This window comes from Chelativorans composti, from assembly GCF_039541695.1.
Taxonomy (GTDB): domain Bacteria; phylum Pseudomonadota; class Alphaproteobacteria; order Rhizobiales; family Rhizobiaceae; genus Chelativorans; species Chelativorans composti.
In genome coordinates, this window is record NZ_BAABGS010000021.1 from 122,721 (window position 1) to 139,360 (window position 16,640).

Annotated in this window: 16 protein-coding genes, 1 tRNA gene and 1 riboswitch; of the genes, 4 read left to right on the forward strand and 13 right to left on the reverse strand. The window is 63.8% G+C overall.

The window, feature by feature from the left end; all coding sequences use genetic code 11:
- Nucleotides 1-46 precede the first annotated feature (46 nt).
- Nucleotides 47-2,494 carry a glycosyltransferase gene (locus tag ABD906_RS09040; protein WP_165278588.1) on the forward strand — a complete coding sequence of 816 codons (2,448 nt, stop codon included), beginning with the start codon at nucleotides 47-49 and terminating at the stop codon, nucleotides 2,492-2,494.
- Between the two features lie 142 nt (nucleotides 2,495-2,636).
- Here the strand turns inward: ABD906_RS09040 and ABD906_RS09045 are convergent, their stop codons facing one another.
- The gene (locus tag ABD906_RS09045; RefSeq protein WP_345099157.1) at nucleotides 2,637-3,107 is read right to left on the reverse strand and encodes a hypothetical protein; all 471 of its coding nucleotides are present in this window, start codon (nucleotides 3,105-3,107) and stop codon (nucleotides 2,637-2,639) included.
- 203 nt (nucleotides 3,108-3,310) lie between these two features.
- Nucleotides 3,311-3,386, reverse strand: a tRNA-Ile gene (locus tag ABD906_RS09050).
- A gap of 121 nt (nucleotides 3,387-3,507) precedes the next feature.
- On the opposite strand from ABD906_RS09050, the gene ABD906_RS09055 reads away from it, so the two are divergent.
- Nucleotides 3,508-4,233, forward strand: a complete 726-nt coding sequence (locus ABD906_RS09055; RefSeq protein WP_165278586.1) for an SIMPL domain-containing protein — start codon at nucleotides 3,508-3,510, stop codon at nucleotides 4,231-4,233.
- 116 nt (nucleotides 4,234-4,349) lie between these two features.
- On the opposite strand, the gene ABD906_RS09060 is transcribed toward ABD906_RS09055, so the two are convergent.
- From ABD906_RS09060 to ABD906_RS09070, 3 genes are all read right to left on the reverse strand, one after another.
- Nucleotides 4,350-4,703 (reverse strand): hypothetical protein, encoded by a 354-nt coding sequence (locus ABD906_RS09060; RefSeq protein ID WP_165278585.1) that lies wholly within the window; start codon nucleotides 4,701-4,703, stop codon nucleotides 4,350-4,352.
- A gap of 140 nt (nucleotides 4,704-4,843) precedes the next feature.
- Nucleotides 4,844-5,209, reverse strand: a complete 366-nt coding sequence (locus ABD906_RS09065) for a nuclear transport factor 2 family protein (protein ID WP_345099158.1) — start codon at nucleotides 5,207-5,209, stop codon at nucleotides 4,844-4,846.
- Nucleotides 5,206-5,652: a YcgN family cysteine cluster protein gene (locus ABD906_RS09070; protein WP_165278583.1), complete on the reverse strand. Its 447-nt coding sequence runs from the start codon at nucleotides 5,650-5,652 to the stop codon at nucleotides 5,206-5,208. The genes ABD906_RS09065 and ABD906_RS09070 overlap by 4 nt, the downstream gene beginning before the upstream one ends.
- Before the next feature lie 119 nt (nucleotides 5,653-5,771).
- Here ABD906_RS09070 and ABD906_RS09075 point away from each other — a divergent pair, with 119 nt between their 5' ends.
- Entirely contained in the window at nucleotides 5,772-7,787 is a 2,016-nt protein-coding gene (locus ABD906_RS09075) for an OmpA family protein (RefSeq protein WP_345099159.1), read from the forward strand.
- 266 nt (nucleotides 7,788-8,053) lie between these two features.
- Nucleotides 8,054-8,650 (forward strand): hypothetical protein, encoded by a 597-nt coding sequence (locus tag ABD906_RS09080; RefSeq protein ID WP_345099160.1) that lies wholly within the window; start codon nucleotides 8,054-8,056, stop codon nucleotides 8,648-8,650.
- A 2-nt stretch (nucleotides 8,651-8,652) separates the two neighbouring features.
- Here ABD906_RS09080 and ABD906_RS09085 read toward each other — a convergent pair whose 3' ends face one another.
- The 8 genes from ABD906_RS09085 to pcaC all read right to left on the reverse strand — a co-directional run bounded on the left by ABD906_RS09085 (nucleotide 8,653) and on the right by pcaC (nucleotide 16,621).
- Nucleotides 8,653-9,477, reverse strand: a complete 825-nt coding sequence (locus ABD906_RS09085; protein WP_165278580.1) for an ATP-binding cassette domain-containing protein — start codon at nucleotides 9,475-9,477, stop codon at nucleotides 8,653-8,655.
- Nucleotides 9,474-10,463 carry a FecCD family ABC transporter permease gene (locus ABD906_RS09090; protein WP_345099161.1) on the reverse strand — a complete coding sequence of 330 codons (990 nt, stop codon included), beginning with the start codon at nucleotides 10,461-10,463 and terminating at the stop codon, nucleotides 9,474-9,476. The genes ABD906_RS09085 and ABD906_RS09090 overlap by 4 nt, the downstream gene beginning before the upstream one ends.
- Nucleotides 10,460-11,341, reverse strand: coding sequence for an ABC transporter substrate-binding protein (locus ABD906_RS09095; RefSeq protein WP_165278578.1), 882 nt, complete (start codon nucleotides 11,339-11,341; stop codon nucleotides 10,460-10,462). Before ABD906_RS09095 ends, ABD906_RS09090 begins: the two co-directional genes overlap by 4 nt.
- Before the next feature lies 1 nt (nucleotide 11,342).
- Complete coding sequence (locus ABD906_RS09100; protein WP_165278577.1) at nucleotides 11,343-13,238, reverse strand: TonB-dependent receptor domain-containing protein; 1,896 nt, start codon at nucleotides 13,236-13,238, stop codon at nucleotides 11,343-11,345.
- A 121-nt stretch (nucleotides 13,239-13,359) separates the two neighbouring features.
- A riboswitch (cobalamin riboswitch) is annotated at nucleotides 13,360-13,560 on the reverse strand.
- 163 nt (nucleotides 13,561-13,723) lie between these two features.
- Nucleotides 13,724-14,782, reverse strand: a complete 1,059-nt coding sequence (locus tag ABD906_RS09105; RefSeq protein WP_345099162.1) for a 3-carboxy-cis,cis-muconate cycloisomerase — start codon at nucleotides 14,780-14,782, stop codon at nucleotides 13,724-13,726.
- A 39-nt stretch (nucleotides 14,783-14,821) separates the two neighbouring features.
- The gene (gene pcaG / locus ABD906_RS09110; RefSeq protein ID WP_165278575.1) at nucleotides 14,822-15,436 is read right to left on the reverse strand and encodes a protocatechuate 3,4-dioxygenase subunit alpha; all 615 of its coding nucleotides are present in this window, start codon (nucleotides 15,434-15,436) and stop codon (nucleotides 14,822-14,824) included.
- A gap of 2 nt (nucleotides 15,437-15,438) precedes the next feature.
- Nucleotides 15,439-16,179 carry a protocatechuate 3,4-dioxygenase subunit beta gene (pcaH, locus tag ABD906_RS09115; RefSeq protein ID WP_165278574.1) on the reverse strand — a complete coding sequence of 247 codons (741 nt, stop codon included), beginning with the start codon at nucleotides 16,177-16,179 and terminating at the stop codon, nucleotides 15,439-15,441.
- 28 nt (nucleotides 16,180-16,207) lie between these two features.
- Nucleotides 16,208-16,621 (reverse strand): 4-carboxymuconolactone decarboxylase, encoded by a 414-nt coding sequence (pcaC, locus tag ABD906_RS09120; protein ID WP_165278573.1) that lies wholly within the window; start codon nucleotides 16,619-16,621, stop codon nucleotides 16,208-16,210.
- Between the last annotated feature and the right edge of the window lie 19 nt (nucleotides 16,622-16,640).

A 16,640-nucleotide genomic window follows, 5' to 3' on the forward strand; every position in this document is an offset into this window, starting at 1 on the left:
ATTTAGATGGCGGCCAGACACGAGAACGAAGAAAGCTAATCTGGATATGGTTGAGAACGTGGGTTTGTCCGTGCGGTTCGTTCAGACGATGGCTTCGCAAGCGCCAATTCGTGTCGCTCGTCTGTTCGGCTGGTACGTCAGGGAATACGGCTTCGCGGATGGCTGCCGCAAGGCGGCGATGGAGGTCCGTGCGCGGCTCCGACATATCCAGGCTGAAAAAAAACGTCCCAAGCAGTATCGCGAACATCAGCAAGCTTTGACCCAACATCTGCAGCAGTACCTCCAGGCGCCACTTGGCTGGCGCATGCAGCGTATCGCCGATGCGGTTGGAGACTGGCGCAACTATAAAGGCGTGGTTCTCGCCCCGGTCGGCTATGACCTGGGCCTGAAGCAGCGGCCCGATCACATCATGCACGCTCTGGTAGAGGAAGGTTATCTATGCCTCATGCTGGAGATGAATGACAGGCCGCGGGAAATTGTCTGCCGGCAACCCGGCCTCTACGTCAGTAACCTTTGGGAGGATGCCGTGGCCTTCTTCCGGGAGGCCGCGCCGATTCTCTACATCCATTATCCGAAGTTTCGCCTGTTTCAGGAGTTTCTGCCGGGCGCGCGCATCGTCTACGATGTCCTGGATGATGAAGCGACCTTCTCGGAGAATGGTGAGTACCTTCAGTCCGATCACCGCTTTCTTCTCTCCGTGGCGGATACGGCTCTTTTTTCTTCCAAATATCTCTTTGAAAAAAATAGAAAAATTGCCAACAAGCCACTGCTTCTGGAAAACGGTGTCTACATCGACGACTTCCGGTCGTCCGACGCCGATGGAACGCCGCGCTCCGATGACGGTGTCCTTCGCGTGGGGTATCACGGCGTCCTGACCGAGCTGCTGGACGTGGATCTCCTGGGCAGAATTGCTGATCTTCCGGGCGTCGAGCTGGTGCTCGTGGGGCCTGTGGCAGCCTTTGACGTTCCGGCGCTTCCGAAGGTGCAGGAGGCGTACGAAGAGCTGTTCGAGCGCTCCAATGTCAGGCACCTGGGCAAGATCCCGTATGATCAGCTCCGTTCCTACCTCGCAGAAATCGATGTGGGCATCGTTCCGTTTCGCCCTGGCGCGGCGACGGACGGTGTTTCGCCCCTCAAGCTCTTCGAGTTCCTGGCAGCGGGAAAGCCCGTCGTGGCAACGCGCACCAAGACGTTGGAAGAGTATGCGGATATTATCGAGGTGGGGTCTCCTGAGCAGGTCGTGGCCTGGGTGAAGGAACGCTCCTGGCGACGGGTTTCGGCTTCCGACCGTGAACCTGTGCTGAAGCGTCACGACTGGCGGCATCTGACGCGCCCTCTGCTGGAGCGCCTGGCTGAAAGGGAGGTCCGGGTCCCGGCTCGCGCAGGACGGCCGCCGGAGCGTGTGGACATCATCAACGTCTATTTCTTCGACTGGAAGGGGGAGGTGCTGTTTCGCGGCGGCGCCGAGCGCTACGTGACCGATCTGACCAGGATCTGCGGGGAAATGGGCCTGAAGCCACGCATCCTGCAAAGCTCGCAAGTCCCCTTCGAGCGCAGTTTTCGTGGGGTGCCGGTCATCGGCATTCCCGTAGGCGGAGCCTGGAACTTGGGCAAACTGTCAGGCAACTTGGAACGCCATACGATGGATGCCGATCTGGTGATCGCCTCGCCCATGGACTTGGCATGCGGCCTCAGTGCCAGCAAACGCATCGTGGGTATCAACCACGGCATCCACTGGGATGCGACCACTAACCGCTTCTTTGTGGAGCAGAATACGGTGCTCCGCAGGCAGATCGTGGAAGCTCTGCAGCGCTGCCGCGCCGTGACTTGCGTCGACACGAACTTCATCAACTGGATCCGCACAGTGGACTGGGACCTTGGACGGCACCTCCACTACGTTCCGAACTACGTCAATCACGAGCAGTTTCGCGCGGTTGACAAGGACTTTGACGCGAGGGTTCTGAAGATACTCTTCCCGCGGCGGATGTGCGAGCCGCGCGGCCTTTACCTCACGATTCAGGCTTTCGACAGGTTGCTCGCGGAGAGACAGGACATCCATCTCACCTTGTGCGGGCAGGCAGTCGGCGAAGACACACGCGCCACCCGCAGCTTCATGGCACGTCACCCTGGCAGGGTGGACTGGATTGAGCGGGACATGGACGAAATGGGCGAGGTATACGCCGAGCATCACGTTGTGTTGATCCCGACCTTGTGCAGCGAGGGTACCTCCCTGTCCTGTCTCGAGGCATTTGCTTCCAACTGCGCTGTGATTGCGACCAATATCGGTGGCCTGCCGAATCTCGTGCTTGACGAATACAACGGCTTGCTGATCCGGCCCACAGGGGACGATTTGCAACGCGCCGTGACCCGGCTTGCTGATGACCGGGCCCTTGCCGCGGATCTCGCCCGGCGCGCACAGGCTGTTGCTCAGAACTTCTCGTACGAGAGATGGTCGGAGAGCTGGAAGCAGATCCTCCGATCAGTGATGTGGTAAGGTTCGCGCAAGATCCTGACCGCCATGCCGTGCGTAGAGCGCGGTGCTCGATCAGGACAGGGAACAGGATCCATCAACTTTCCGCTTGTGAGCGAGGCCGCAGGTTTCTGCGGCCTTTCGGACATAGCGTGAAATTCGCCGGTTACCGGCAGGCCTTGTCCGCCAGCGCGCGGGCCTGATTGTTGGTCTTGACCAGCCCAAGGCGTCCGCCTGTGCCGGAAAGATCGGCAACCACCAGGCGCTCGCCCTCCGCCGCATAGACCCGGATGATGGCGGCGCAGGGTTTGCGACCTCCCTTTTTCATGCGCCACTCGTGTTTCTGTCCGAAGGCGCGGGGAGCTCTTGTCGAAAGCTCAATGATGCCGGCATGGGTCCCGATGGTGCGGCCCCCTTCGTCATAGTAAATCTCAACCTTGCCTTCCACGTAGTAGAGGACGGCCTTCACGCCGCCGGGTCCGGTACATTCGAAGATAAACTCATCATCGCGTTCAAACGGAATCGGACATTTTTCGACGTCGGTATAACTGGAGATCAGTTGAGCAGCTTCCGTGGATGAAACCATCGTCACAACGCCAAACGACAGAAGGGCCGCTGCAACAAATTTATTGATCATTTTCCCTCGCCCAAACCCCAAAAGGTATTCCTCAAATCAGGGCAGAGACGTCACGCGAACGATCTGCGTCGGCGACGCCTCACTACCAACGTTATCATTTTGAGTATTGGATTGGCGTACCCCGCGTGGGTGTTTTGCGTGCGCCCCACACCTAATTTCAGACCGCCCCGCACCTAAACAAAATCAATGGCATAATGTCGGGGTGGTGGGCCCGGAGGGACTCGAACCCCCAACCAAGCGGTTATGAGCCGCCGGCTCTAACCATTGAGCTACAGGCCCGGCGAACCCTGATTAGATGCTTTCGCTTTTCCAGACAAGGGGGGCAGGAGACAGCCGTGCCCCATTCGGTCCATAATCACAACTTAGACCCGAGTCGGTAGAGGTAATCGGAGCACTATGTATGACGCGGTCCCTTTTAGCGCTTGCCTTTGTGGTCCCTCTCATCGCCGCGGCGCCGGCATTTGCTCAGGAGAGTGACATGCGGCCGAAGATTCACGTCACAGGAGAAGGTGAGGTCCGCGTCGCTCCCGACACGGCGCTTGTCACCCTGTCCGTCCTCAAGGAGGCTGCCACGGCCCGCGAGGCCATGGACGAAAACAACGCTGCGATGGCCGCCGTCATTGCCGCCCTTAAGGAAGAGGGGATCGAGGCCAAGGATCTGCAGACCAGCGGCCTGTCGATCAATCCCCAGTACGTTTATCCCGATGGCAAGAACGGAGAGGACAAGCCGCGCATCACCGGATACCAGGTCACCAACACGCTTTCGGTGCGCGTGCGCGACATAGAGAAGGTAGGCGCGGTCCTGGACCGTGCCGTTTCCCTCGGCGTGAACCAGGGCGGCAACATTGTCTTCACCAATGACGATCCGGCGTCGGTTCTGGGCGAGGCACGGAAGAAGGCCGTGGAGGATGCCATGGCCAAGGCCCGCGAACTGGCCGAGGCCGCCGGGGCCGAGGTCGGCAAGGTGCTCCGCATTACCGAAAGCGGGGGCACGCCGCCGCCCATGCCGATGATGAAGGCTGCTCGCATGGAGGCGATGGTCGCCAGTGCCCCGGTTCCGGTCGAGGCGGGCGAGAACGCCTATCGCGTTAATGTCAACGTGACCTTCGAGCTCCTGCAGAACTGATCGGCTTTCAGAATGAATAATGAATAAGGAAGAGCCGCCGGATGGGCCGTCCGGCGGCTCTTTTCGTCTGGTGAAGGAGGGTTGAAGGGGCAGGGATCGTGTGATCGGTCTGGCGATTAGTGCACGCGGATGACCGGGCAATGCGGCGCGCGGGCGAACACGACCACGTCCCGGCCATGGCGACCCCGACCTGCCACGTGGATCGCGCGACGATCCTCGCGAACGATCCGTGCCCGGTGAAGACCCATGCCGCGGGCCTTGTGCAGTGCTTCGCGGGCGGAGCAGGCGGGCGGACGGCGATGGTGATGTCCACCCCAGCCGGGACCGCGATGGCCATCGCGGACGGTGATGGTGGCGCCGTGCGAACCGATGCTGAAGTAGACGCCTTCCGCATTGGCGGCGGGCACAGCGGCGAGGGAACCCAGGCTGACGACGGCTGCGAGGGCGATGGTCTTGATCTGGCGGAACATTGTCTCACTCCCGTGTTCGGAACTTCGATGATCCAACCATACGAAACCAAGTCTGAACCCAGCGCGAACCAAACGTTAATGTTCGGTTCATCTCCCGGACGCGAGCGCCGCCTTCCAGTTCTCCATGTTGATATACGTGGTCACACGCGTAATGACGCCGTCTTCCACTTCGAAAAAACATGCCGCCCGGTACGCTGTAGCTCTGGCCTGAAGCTTCGGGGAGACCTTCGCGGGTCGACGTGTAAGTTCCCGTAAAGGTGACCTCCGCCGCAGCGCGGAAGCCCCCCCGGCGCTTCCATGATCTCGATGTCCGCGTAGCGTTCCGTGAAGTGGCGGGCGAGCATGCCCCAATACCAGTGGAAGCGGTCCCTGCCGATTTCCCGCGAGCCTTCACGCGTGTCCAGGATCACGTCCTCGGACAGCAGCGCCAAGGCTGCCTCCATGTCGCTCGCGTTGAGTGCCGCGAAGAAAGCCTCGATGGTGCTCCGTGCCGTCCGTTCGCTCATGGTTCCTCCTCCAGCAGATAGGGCAAATAGTCCTCGGGCTGGTTGAGTTCCGTCTCAAGAATTGAAACGCGTCCGCGAACGGATACGCCGGCGAGATGGACCGTTTCGCGGTTGCCGGAAACAAGGTGGTGCCACCAGTAGAGGTCCTTGCCTTCCGCTACCAGTTTGTAGGCGCAGGTGGAGGGCAGCCAGCGCAGCGTGCGTACTTTCTCGGGCGTCAGCTGTACGCAATCGGAGACCGTGGCGAGACGGTTTTCGTAGTGGCGGCAGCGGCAGGTTTCGGCATTGAACAGGCGGCAGCCCACCGAGGTCCAGTAGATGTCGCCGGTATCTTCGTCCTCGAGCTTGGCGAGACAGCACTTGCCGCAGCCGTCGCAGAGCGACTCCCACTCCTGCGGGGTCATCTCCTCGAGCGTCTTTGTCTTCCAGAAGGGTTCGGTCATCCGCCGCATGTGGCCTGCCCTGCGCTGCCCGTCAAGGGGCCTGGAGACGCTTTCCCGAGCGGAACCATTCGCGCAACGGAGGGTTTGCATCCCGAAGGGATTTCCCACTGGAGGATGTGATGAAAATTTCCAGAAGCTTGCTCGCGGGATCGGCCCTGTGCCTCCTTGTTCCGGCGTCCGCCGCGCTGGCGGAGCAGGCCGGTCAGCGGCAGGATCCGCTGATGCTGGCACAGGCGGAGACACCCGAGGCTCCGGCTGCGGAATGCCCGCCGGGAACCACTGCGGCGGGAGACGGCTGCGTACCCGCCCAGTCGCCGGCCGTTCCACCTGCCGCCCCGCCGGAGGAGACCGCGCCCCCCGAGGACCAGGACGCCGCACCTGCCGAACCGGAAACTTCGCCAGATGCCGAGCAGCCATCCGCGCCCGTCGGGGAAGAGGGGCAGCAGGACCAGCAGCAAGCGCCGGAACCCTCAGAGCCTGAGGTGCCTGTGCCTGAGGAACGTCCTGCGCCGGAGCCGGAGGCGGAGCCCGAACCGGCGATGCCTGAGCAGCCGCCCGCCAGCGAGGAAGCCGAGCCCGCGCCAGCCGGGGCTGGTCGAGGGGAAGAGGCTCCGGCCAGCGAGCCAGGTTCTCCTGACGATTCTCCGGCCGTCGAGCCGCCCGCAGATGTGGCCCCCGAAGCCTCGCCGGACGAACCGGCAGAGGCTCCGGGCGAGGCGCCCGCTTTGCAGCAGTCCGAGCCTCCGGCTGACGTTGCACCGGAAGAACAGCCATCCGGACCGGCGCCTATTCCCACCCCGGCGCCTGATGCACCCCGGCAGGCTCCCGTAGACCAGCCGTCCGGTGAACCCGCGACTGAAACGCCCGCTGAAACGCCCCCTGAGGCCGCTCCTGAAGCGCCTTCCGACGCTGCACCGGCCGAAACCGGCGAACCTGCCCCTGCCGGGGGAGAACAACCGGTCGAGAGTGGGCAATCGGTCCTGCCGGAAAACGCAGCCCCGGTGCTCGATAGCCAGAAGGAGCAGCCCGCCGGACAGTCAGGGCAGGACTCTGCACAGCCGCCCGCGAGTGAACCGGCAGGCGAACCTGCACAGGCGGGGGAACCCGCCCCGCCGCCGCAGTCGGATGCCGAAGCCCAGCAGCTTCCGGAGCCGCCCGAGCAGATCGAGCAGGGCATTCGTTCGGTCATCGAGGAAGAGGGCCAGCGGCTGGATCTTGGCCAGACGCCAGAGGACCGGGCAATGCGCCGGTCGGAGATCTTCGAGCGTCCGCGTGAGGGCAGGGTAGTGCAGCAGTTCAACGACAACCGCACGATCGTCGAGATCGACAACCACGTGTATGTCCGCGGCTCGGACTATGGCCGTCTCGTCCGCCAGGATGATGCGGTCTACTACGAGGAGCTGCGCGGCGGCCGTGTGCGCGAGGTTGTCGAGCGCCGCGACGGTTCGCGGCTGGTCACCATCCGCAATCGTTATGGCGACGTGATCCGCCGCGTTAGGGTCCTTCCGGACGGCCGCGAGGTGGTGCTCGTCTATGTCCCGGATGACCGCTATGAGAACATGCGGCCCTTCCGCGATCCGGGCCGCGACCTGCCACCGCTTCGCCTAACCATTCCGGTCGAGGAGTACATCCTGGACGCCGGGCGGGTGAACGATCCGCAGGCATATTATGCCTTTCTCGCCGAGCCTCCGGTCGAGCCCGTCGAGCGGCTTTATTCCATCGACGAGGTTCGCTACTCGGCGCGCCTGCGCGACAAGGTTCGCCGCATCGATCTTGACACCATCCAGTTTGAGTTCGGTTCCGCCGCGATCTCCGACACCGAGATCGGCCGTCTGGAGAACCTGGCGAACGCAATCATCGAGATGTTGGAGCGTAATCCCGCCGAGACCTTCCTGCTGGAAGGTCACACGGATGCCGTGGGATCGGAGACTGCAAACCTGGCGCTCTCCGACCGAAGGGCGGAGTCGGTGGCCGTGGCGCTAACCAATGTCTTCGGCATCCCGCCGGAGAACCTGGTGACACAAGGATATGGCGAACAGTATCTGAAGATCAACACGCAGGAACCGGAGCGCGAGAACCGCCGCGTTGCCGTCCGCCGCATCACGCCGCTGGTGGCGCCGGTCGCAAACCGCTGACGCTTACCAACCTGACCGGCGTCCTCCGGCGCCGGTCACCTGTTCCACCAGCCAGTGAGGCTCCCGGCAGCCTCATTGCGTGCGCGCTTTTTCCTTGGCGCCGAGAGTCAAGTGATATAACGTTTGGCTGAAGGGGATCTTGCTCGAGATCCTTCAATAGCTCTCGGTGCTGTGGAGCGGATCGTTCCGCGCAGGCCCTCGAGATGCAAGGGCGAATGGGGACGTAGTCGCGTCTCTTGAATTCGCGTTGTGTGCGGGGGACGACCATGGGCACGAAAGAACAGGCTGGACCGGACCGGGTGGAGCGTCGCGGCGATTTGCCCGAAGGGGCTGACGGGCACCCCCGGGATCTGCCGCCCGCTTCGCAGCCAATTGGCTCCAGACAGGTTCCCAGCCAGGCTGCGGCCAATACCGGCCACATTCCCCGCTTTTTCTCGACCGACGAAGCCTTGGCCCGGCTCGACGCCGCAAGCCGCCCCGATCGGGCCGCCCGCCATTCGGCCGTCTGGTACTGGCCGTTTCTGCTCGGGGCGCTGGGCGCCGTGGTCGTTGCCGGGTCCATGATGGCCTGGCTCGGCGAGATGCCGGTCCTATCGCCGCAAACCGTGTCCGGTACCCCGTCCGAGGGAGCCCCCTTGCCCTTCGTACTGGTGAGCTTTGCCGAGGGGGTCAGCATGTCCGACGTGACGAAGACGTTGGAGGGACTGGGCCTGGAGTTCATGGCGGGACCCTTTCCCGGTGGCGTCTACCGCGTGGCGGTCCCGGCAGAAACCGTTTCGGATTACGACACGCTCGTGAAGGCGCTCGAAGCGGACCCGGTGATCAGCTGGATCGTGATCGGCCGCAGGCCGCAGGCGGGTTAAACCTAGTCCCGGCCGGGATCGCTTTCCTTTGGGGCGGGCCCGGGTTGTCTGAGCCCCGCTTCGGTGAGCCCCGTGGGGGCTAGCACCAGCCCGTCCCCCTCGCGGGCAATATGCGCGCGGATTCCGAACACCTCCGCCAGCCGCTCCGGCTGCATCAGCTCTTCCGGAGCGCCGCAGCCGGCGATATCTCCGTCCTTGAGCAGGATGAGCCGGTCGCACCAGCGCGCGGCAAGCGTGAGGTCATGCAGCGAGACGAGCACCATCCGTCCCTTGCGGGCGATGCGGCGCAGAGCGTCCATCATCATTATCTGGTGCGCGGGGTCGAGGCCTGAGGCGGGTTCGTCTGCCACCAGCAGCGGCGTGTCCTGTGCCACCGCGCGCGCGGCAAGCACGCGGGCCTGTTCCCCGCCGGAAAGCTCCGTCGCCTTGCGCCCTGCGAGCTGTGCGACGTCCATCAGCGCAAGCGCATCCTGCACGGCCTGATGATCCGCCTCCGTCATACGCTGGCCGAAGGCCCGCCAGGGCAGCCGCCCGAGCGCCACCGTGTCCCGCACGCTCATGGGCCAGCTGATTATCCGCGTCTGCGGCAGATAGGCGATGAGACGTGCCCGCCGCTTCGGCGAAAGTTGCGGCAGGTCCTGGCACAGAAGCCGGATGGAACCGTAAGCCGGGTACTGTCCCGTGATGGCCCGCATCAGCGTCGATTTTCCCGCACCGTTGGGCCCAAGAAGCCCCACAACCTCGCCGGGCTCGACGGCAAAGCTCACCGAACGCAGGATGCGCCGTCCGGAGAGCTCCACCATGACATTCTTGACTTCCAGCGTCATGCTGCCTCCCTCCGTGTCCGCACCACCAGCCAGAGGAAGAACGGCGCGCCGATGAGGGCGGTCACCACGCCGACATTGAGCTCACCCGCCGGCAGCACCACGCGGCAGACCGTATCGGCGGCCAGCAGCAGCGCACCGCCCCCGAGACCGGAGGGGAGCAGCAGCCGGTTCGGCACCCCATCCGTGAACGGCCGCAGGAGATGCGGCACCACCAGGCCGACAAAGCCGATGCCGCCCGCGACCGCCGTCGCCGCCCCCACGCCGAGGGCAACCCCCAGCACTATCATGGCGCGGGCCCGCGGCAGGCTGATGCCCAGACTTGCCGCAGCCTCCTCGCCGAGCGAGAGCGCATTGATTGTCCGCCCAGAGAGTGCGATCAGCAGCCAGCCCGTAATCATCAGCGGCAGCGCCAGCCAGACATGCTCCATCGACCGGTCTTTGAGCGAGCCGAGCAGCCAGAAGATGATCTCGTAGCTCGCGAACGGGTTGGGCGACAGGTTGAGCACCAGCGAGGTGAGCGCTCCCGCTAGGCTGGAAAGCGCCACGCCCGCAAGAATGAGCGTGAGCGTCGAGCTGCTTCGCGCAGCAAGTGCCAGAAGCAGCGCCACGGCGATCAGCGCGCCGAGCAAAGCTCCTGCGGGCAGGGCATAGAGCGTGTTCCCCGCGAGCCCGAGATAGAAAAGGATCACCGCCCCGAGGGAAGCCATGCCGGAGACGCCGATGAGGCCGGGTTCGGCCAGCGGGTTGCGGAGGAAGCCCTGCAGCACGGCGCCCGACATCCCCAGCGTGAAACCGATGGCGAGCGCCAGGATCGCGCGCGGCAGGCGGATTTCCCGCATGATGATGCCGCCGACGTCGCTTCCCCCCGCGATGATGCCGGTAATCGAATCGGTGATGCCGAGCCCCGCGGATCCTACCGCCAGCGAGACGAGGAAGAACAGCACCACGAGGCCGAGGAGCCCCAGATTGAGTGCGGCGGGCTTCATCGGGAAGCCTCCGCCGGGCAGGGGGCGATCTCCTGGCGCAGTTCGGCGAGCCGCTTCACCGCATCAATGATGAGTGGTCCGTTACACGCCCACGACCCCGGTGGCAGGAATGCGTCGATCCGCGATTGCAGGTGCTTCAGCGCCGGATGTTGCGGCACATAGGCCCCGAGCGTGGGCGCATCGTCCTCATGCGACTGCACGACGATGACGTCGGGTTCCTCGGCAATCGCCAGTTCCAGCGGGAAGGGCGCAGCCCCCACCAGTCCAGCCTCGGCGGCAAGGTTGCGGAAGCCGGCGGCGCGGAAAACCGAATCGGCGAGCGTATCCTTGCCCGGCGACACTCCGTTCTGCTCGAAGGCGAGGATGGTGGGTTTCGGTTCGCACTGCCGCCGCTCGATGGCCTCGAGCGAGGTGGAGAAATCTGCCGCGAGCTTCTCCGCCTTCTCCTGCTGCCCGAGCAGATCGCCCATCCGCCGGATTTCCCCCGGGATCGTCTCCAGTGTCATGGCGAAGTCGAACTCCTCGACCGGGATGCCCACCTTGCGCACGAGGTGGGTGGTGTTGTGCTGCGAGAAGGTACCCGTCAGCACGAGGTCGGGCTGTTCGAGAAAGACCTCCTCCGCCAGGCCGTGGTTGACCGGATAGTTCTGCGCCTCCCGCCACATGGGCGAGATGGACCGGTCGCGCGCGAGAAACGACACCGAGACGAGCTGACCGGGTGCGGCCAGCGCCATTGCCAACTGGTCGGTGCAGAGGTTGAGGGACATGACCCGCTGGGGCGCTTCGGCGGCGCCGGCCGTGTCCGGGGCCAAAGCGGCTCCGGCCATAACGATGGCGCCAGCCAGAAATTGCAGTGCTGACCAGCGCCCGTCACTCATGTCAGAAGCTCGCCTTGATGCCAGCGAAAACGGACAGCGGTGCCGTGTTGTACCCGTCCACCACCTGATAATGCTGATCGAGCAGGTTTTCGGCACGAACATAGAACTCCGTGTTCTCGTTCGGCTTGTACGCGATCTTGGCATTGATCAGGACATAATCGTCAAGATCACGGATGCGGGAGCCGTCATTCCTGTAGTCGATGGTGTCCAGTACGATTCGCGCCGAAGCGGAAATCGTCCATTTCTCGGCCGGGCGAATGGTGGCGCCAATACGGAAGTCGTTCCGCGGGACCCGGACCTGCCTGCTTCCGTCAGCCTGCCTGGCGTCGGTATAGGTGTACGATCCGGTGAGATCCAGCCAGTCTGTGGCGGCATAGCGCAGCGAGGCTTCCACGCCGCGCGAGCGCAGGCGGCCGCCGCGCTCCTGGCTGTACCGACCCCGCCAGGTGTTGGGATCGGTCATCACCCACTCGATGTAGTTCTTCACGTCGATCTGGAAGTAGGTGACATCGGCGACCAGCTTGCCATCCAGCAGCGTCTGCTCCACGCCGGCATCGAAGCTCAGGCTCGTTTCCGGCTGCAGGTCCGGATTGCCGGAAGCGCCGTTGTACAGTTCGTACAGGCTGGGCGCGCGATAGCCGGTGCCTACGGAACTGTGGAGTCGGGTTTCCGTATCCTCGAACCGGTAGGAGCCCGTGGCACGCCAACTCGCATGTCCGCCGAAGGTACTGTGGTGATCGTAGCGCGCCCCGAGCGTGACGGTGAGGGGATCGATGGGGGAGTAGATGGCCTCCGCCCAGCCGCCTACCAGATTGGCGCTGCGATGGATCCCCTGTGACGTGTCGGCTGTGAGGTGCTGCCAGTCTGCGCCGAAGTTCACTTGCACATCCGGTGTCACCTCGACCGATCCCATGTAGTCGATCAGGGTGCGGCCACCCCGGAACGTATCGGTGACGAAATATTCCGGAGCGGGGTTGGAAATGCTGTCACGATCGGTCCGGCTGTGCTGGATCGAAATGGTATTCTTCAGCCGTCCATCCAAGAGCGTGAATTCTGCGCCAGCTCGCCCCGCAATCTGGCGGTAGGTTGAATATGCGAGGCTGTCGGACACCACGAAGTCCGGTGCGGGATAGGCATCGTCGAACCTGGTGCGGCTGTCAATGATGAGTCCGCTGGCAAACAGCGTGAGATCCGGACTGACCTCATAGCGGCCGGCCACGGTCCCCGTGATGTTCTTGAACCCGTCATTCTCCGTCCCGCGTGCGGCGGCCGAGAACCCGTCCGTGTGAAGTCCCGCCAGGGCAAGGCCGAACTGCCCCTCGTCCGATCCGGCGTCCAGCCGGTAGGTGCCGAGCACCGTCCCGTGCGATCCGCCTTCGACGCCGATGCGGTGGTGTGTTCCGACCGTGACTCCGCCGAGCGTCTGGATATCGACCACGCCGGCAATCGCTTCCGATCCGTAGAGCGTGCTCTGCGAGCCCCTGAGAACCTCCATGTGGTCCATGATGCCGGCAAGAAACTGCCCGTGATGGGACTGCACCTTGGTATAGGTCACGTCCGAGACATCGATGCCGTTGATGAGTGTCTTCACATACTCGCCCGGCAGTCCGCGCACCATCAGCGTGCTGAGGGACCCCTTGCCACCTTGGCTGGCGATGGTCACGCCCGGCACGGTCACGAGGTAGTCGCTGACGGTCGGCAGTGACTGCTCCTCGATGGTCTTCTCGTCGATCACCGTGACCGAGGAGCCTATTTCGCTCGCCTTGGCCGGTGCGCGGTTGGGGGTGACGACGATCGTGTCGAGCCTGAGTTCCTGCGCGGCAGCCGGCAGGGCGGCAACGACGAGCGAAATGGCGGACGTGGCGAGAAGAGAATGGAATCGAATGCGCGAGGACACGGCTTGCCCCTCCAGAAAACGGTTGTTCCCTGCTGGACGAAGGGGTTGGTGTCCCGGCTTCGCCAGCGATGACTTGCCGTCACCACTGCGAAGACCACAGCCCCGGAAGCTTCCCGCATCCGGTAGGTGACGCCTCAAGGCAGGTTTCCTGGCTCGCGTTTCGTCGGTGTCTCCGCCTTCCCGGACTTGCGTCCAGTGGCCTGTGGAGAGACCTCCACGCTCACAGTTGCGGGAGCAGCTACGGCTTGCGGGCGAAATGCCCTCCGTATTCCCTTTTACCCGTACGCCCGGGGCGCACGGCACCTTGAGTATTCCGCGATATAACGAATGGAACGGCACGGGGTCAATCCGCCTGAGCGGTTCCAGGAAAAGTGGGCACCGGTTTTCCGTCCGGAACCGCGACAGAGAGACAAGCGGTTCCAGGAAAAGTGGGCACCGGTTTTCCGCCCAGAACCGCGACGGAAAACAAGCGGTCCCAGAAGGGCTTACCCTCGCACGAATGAGATGGAGCGCGCCAGCGAACCTGCCAGCCGGAGTGCCGCGGCGGTTGCCACCACCATCTGCGGCAGGATCATCCATTCGAGCGTCCAGGCCGCGCCCGACCGCTCGTTCTCGTGGACGAGCGCGTGGTGCATGCCGGAAAGAAGCGTCGCATTGAACCGCGCGAGCGTCACCAGCACCTCGGCCGGAACCGGGTTCTTTTTGTGCGGCATGGCCGACGAGCCGCCTCCGGTGGCAAGCTCGATTTCGCCCATTTCGTTCTGCGCCATGAGCGCGGCATCCTGGCCGAACTTGCCAAGGCTGCCGGTGATCAGCGACAGCGCCGAGGCGTAGGCGGCGATGCCGTCGCGTTCGGAATGGCGGGGATGGTCCACTGCCCGCAGGCCAAGCTCCCCGGCCATGTCGGCCGTCACGGCCGTTCCCCTGTCGCCGAGCTTTTCCAGTGTTCCGGCAGCTCCTCCAAAGTGGAGCACCTCGACGTCGCCGCGGCTCTCGGCGAAGCGGGCGCGGTCCCGAATCAACGGATCCCGCCACGAGCGAATCTTGCGCGCCGCTGTCACCGGAATGGCCGCCTGCATGCGCGTGTGCGCCATTACCTCAATGTCGCCATCCCGCGCCTCGAGCGCCTGGAGCGCGTCGATCACGTCCTCGATCCGCCGGTCGATGATGTCGTTGGCCTTGACGAGCCGCAGCGCCAGCCCCGTGTCGATCGCATCCTGGCTGGTCGCGCCGAAGTGGAGATGGGGGCGGAATTCTTCCTTCATCCGTGTCCTGAGCTGCTTCAGCAGGGCAGGGATGATCACCCCGTCGTTGCCGATACCTTCGGCGAGTGCGTCGACGTCGGGCTCGAACCCGGAGCAGGCCTGTTCGATGGCTGGCACCGCCCCGGCGGGGATCACGCCGTGCCTGGCTTCGGCCCGCGCCAGCGCCAGCTCGAAACGAAGCATGGAGTCGATGTCGGCTTGGACGGAAAAAAGTGCCGCCGCCTCGTCATCACCAACCAGCTTGCGGAAGAAGAGATGATCGATGGCGGCGGCGCTCATGGGTTTCTCACGGATGTTCGGTTTCGACAGGCAAACCCGTCAGAGGTCGAAGAAGATCGTTTCCTTCTCGCCCTGCAGGTAGATGTCGAACTTGTACGTGTTCCCCTCGCGCGGCGCAATCAGGGTAGGCACGCGGTTCTGATGCTCAATGCGGGTGAGCACCGGATCCTGCTTGTTCGCCTCTTCCTCGTCCCCGAAATACATGCGGGTCTGCAGCGCCAGGTTGATGCCGCGCGCCGCGATGAAGAAGTTGATGTGCGGCGCCTGCAGGCGGCCGTCATTGAAGGGAACACGGCCCGGCTTGATCGTGCGGAATACCATTTCGCCGGTTTCCATGTCGGCCGGCTTGCGGCCCCAGCCCATGAAGTTGGGATCGGCATTGCCGCGCGGATCGTTGGGCGAATTGTAGATGCCGTTCGCATCCGCCTGCCAGATCTCCACGAGAACGTCCCTGAGCGGCGTGCCGGTGCCATCGAAGACGCGCACCTTGACGTCGATCCGCTCGCCCTTGGTATTCTCGTTGATCATCTCGCTGCCGAGATCGGACGGATAGATGCCCTCGATCCCGAGGAAGTTGGGCGTGAGCCCGATATGGACGTAAGGGCCCGCCGTCTGGGAGGGAGTCTCCTTAAGCCTGAACAGCTCCTGCACCATGATCAGTTACCCTCCTTCCGGTTCTCGAAGAGCGTGGAATTGCTTCCGCGCAGCACGATGTCGAACTTGTAGGCGCGAGAGTCGAACGGCACCGTCGCGTCCATGTCGAGCTTGGCAATGAGCCGCTCGATCGCCCGCTCGTCCGGGATGGTGCGCACTATCGGGCACTTCCAGATCATGGGATCGCCTTCGAAATAGAACTGCGAGATCAGGCGCTGCACGAACCCCGGTCCGAAGACGGAGAAGTGGATGTGCGCCGGACGCCAGTCGTTGACGCCATTCGGCCATGGATAGGCGCCGGGCTGGATCGTGCGGAACCAGTAGCGGCCTTCCTCGTCGGTCACCGTGCGTCCGCAGCCGCCGAAGTTGGGATCGAGCGGCGCGAGGTAGGTGTCCTTCTTGTGCCGGTAGCGGCCGCCGGCATTGGCCTGCCAGATCTCGACCAGCGTGTTGGGCACGGGCCGGCCGTTCTCGTCCAGCACGCGGCCATACACGACGATGCGCGGGCCGATGGCGCTCTCGCCTGGCTTCGCGTAGTTGACGGTCAGGTCGTTGTCGAGCTCGCCCAGCATCGAGTGGCCGAACACCGGTCCCGTCACCTCCGAGAGCGTGTTCGGGAACGAGATCGGCGCATAGCGCGGCGAGCGGACCACCGTGCTGCGGTAGCCCGGGGCGAAGGACGGGGGATGCCAGGTTCTGTCTCTCTGGAAGAAACCCCGAACCTCCGGAATCGAGTTTTTCATATGTCTCCTCCTGCGTTCTGGAATCCGGTCAGGCTCCGGACTCCTTGTTCTCACTCTCCTCCCGCTCCATTGCGGCGAGGGTCTGTTTGATGATCTTGATCGCGTGGTTGGCCGCCGGCACGCCGGCGTAGATCGCCACGTGCAGCATCGCCTCGCGCAGGTCCTCCGGCGTGGCGCCGGTGTTGCGCGTTGCCCGCACGTGCATGGCAAGCTCATCGTGGTGGCCGAGCGCGGCGAGCAGCGCGATGGTGACCATCGAACGCTCCCGCTTCGTCCAGTTCGGGCGCGTCCAGACGTGCCCCCACGCGGCTTCCGTGATGAGTTCCTGGAAGGGAGCGTCGAACTCGGTCTTGCTGGCCTCTGCCCGGTCGACCCAATCGTCGCCCAGTACGGAGCGCCGTGTCGCCATGCCCTGTTCGTAGCGTCTGGATTTTTCGGTCATCGGTCTTCGTCACGGATTC

Bases quoted from the DNA above. Each gene is read 5' to 3' on its own strand.
- ABD906_RS09040 (WP_165278588.1), top strand. From the start codon at position 47: ATGGTTGAGAACGTGGGTTTGTCCGTGCGGTTCGTTCAGACGATGGCT.
- ABD906_RS09045 (WP_345099157.1), bottom strand. From the start codon at position 3,107: ATGATCAATAAATTTGTTGCAGCGGCCCTTCTGTCGTTTGGCGTTGTG.
- ABD906_RS09055 (WP_165278586.1), top strand. From the start codon at position 3,508: ATGACGCGGTCCCTTTTAGCGCTTGCCTTTGTGGTCCCTCTCATCGCC.
- ABD906_RS09060 (WP_165278585.1), bottom strand. From the start codon at position 4,703: ATGTTCCGCCAGATCAAGACCATCGCCCTCGCAGCCGTCGTCAGCCTG.
- ABD906_RS09065 (WP_345099158.1), bottom strand. From the start codon at position 5,209: ATGAGCGAACGGACGGCACGGAGCACCATCGAGGCTTTCTTCGCGGCA.
- ABD906_RS09070 (WP_165278583.1), bottom strand. From the start codon at position 5,652: ATGACCGAACCCTTCTGGAAGACAAAGACGCTCGAGGAGATGACCCCG.
- ABD906_RS09075 (WP_345099159.1), top strand. From the start codon at position 5,772: ATGAAAATTTCCAGAAGCTTGCTCGCGGGATCGGCCCTGTGCCTCCTT.
- ABD906_RS09080 (WP_345099160.1), top strand. From the start codon at position 8,054: ATGGGCACGAAAGAACAGGCTGGACCGGACCGGGTGGAGCGTCGCGGC.
- ABD906_RS09085 (WP_165278580.1), bottom strand. From the start codon at position 9,477: ATGACGCTGGAAGTCAAGAATGTCATGGTGGAGCTCTCCGGACGGCGC.
- ABD906_RS09090 (WP_345099161.1), bottom strand. From the start codon at position 10,463: ATGAAGCCCGCCGCACTCAATCTGGGGCTCCTCGGCCTCGTGGTGCTG.
- ABD906_RS09095 (WP_165278578.1), bottom strand. From the start codon at position 11,341: ATGAGTGACGGGCGCTGGTCAGCACTGCAATTTCTGGCTGGCGCCATC.
- ABD906_RS09105 (WP_345099162.1), bottom strand. From the start codon at position 14,782: ATGAGCGCCGCCGCCATCGATCATCTCTTCTTCCGCAAGCTGGTTGGT.
- pcaG (WP_165278575.1), bottom strand. From the start codon at position 15,436: ATGGTGCAGGAGCTGTTCAGGCTTAAGGAGACTCCCTCCCAGACGGCG.
- pcaH (WP_165278574.1), bottom strand. From the start codon at position 16,179: ATGAAAAACTCGATTCCGGAGGTTCGGGGTTTCTTCCAGAGAGACAGA.
- pcaC (WP_165278573.1), bottom strand. From the start codon at position 16,621: ATGACCGAAAAATCCAGACGCTACGAACAGGGCATGGCGACACGGCGC.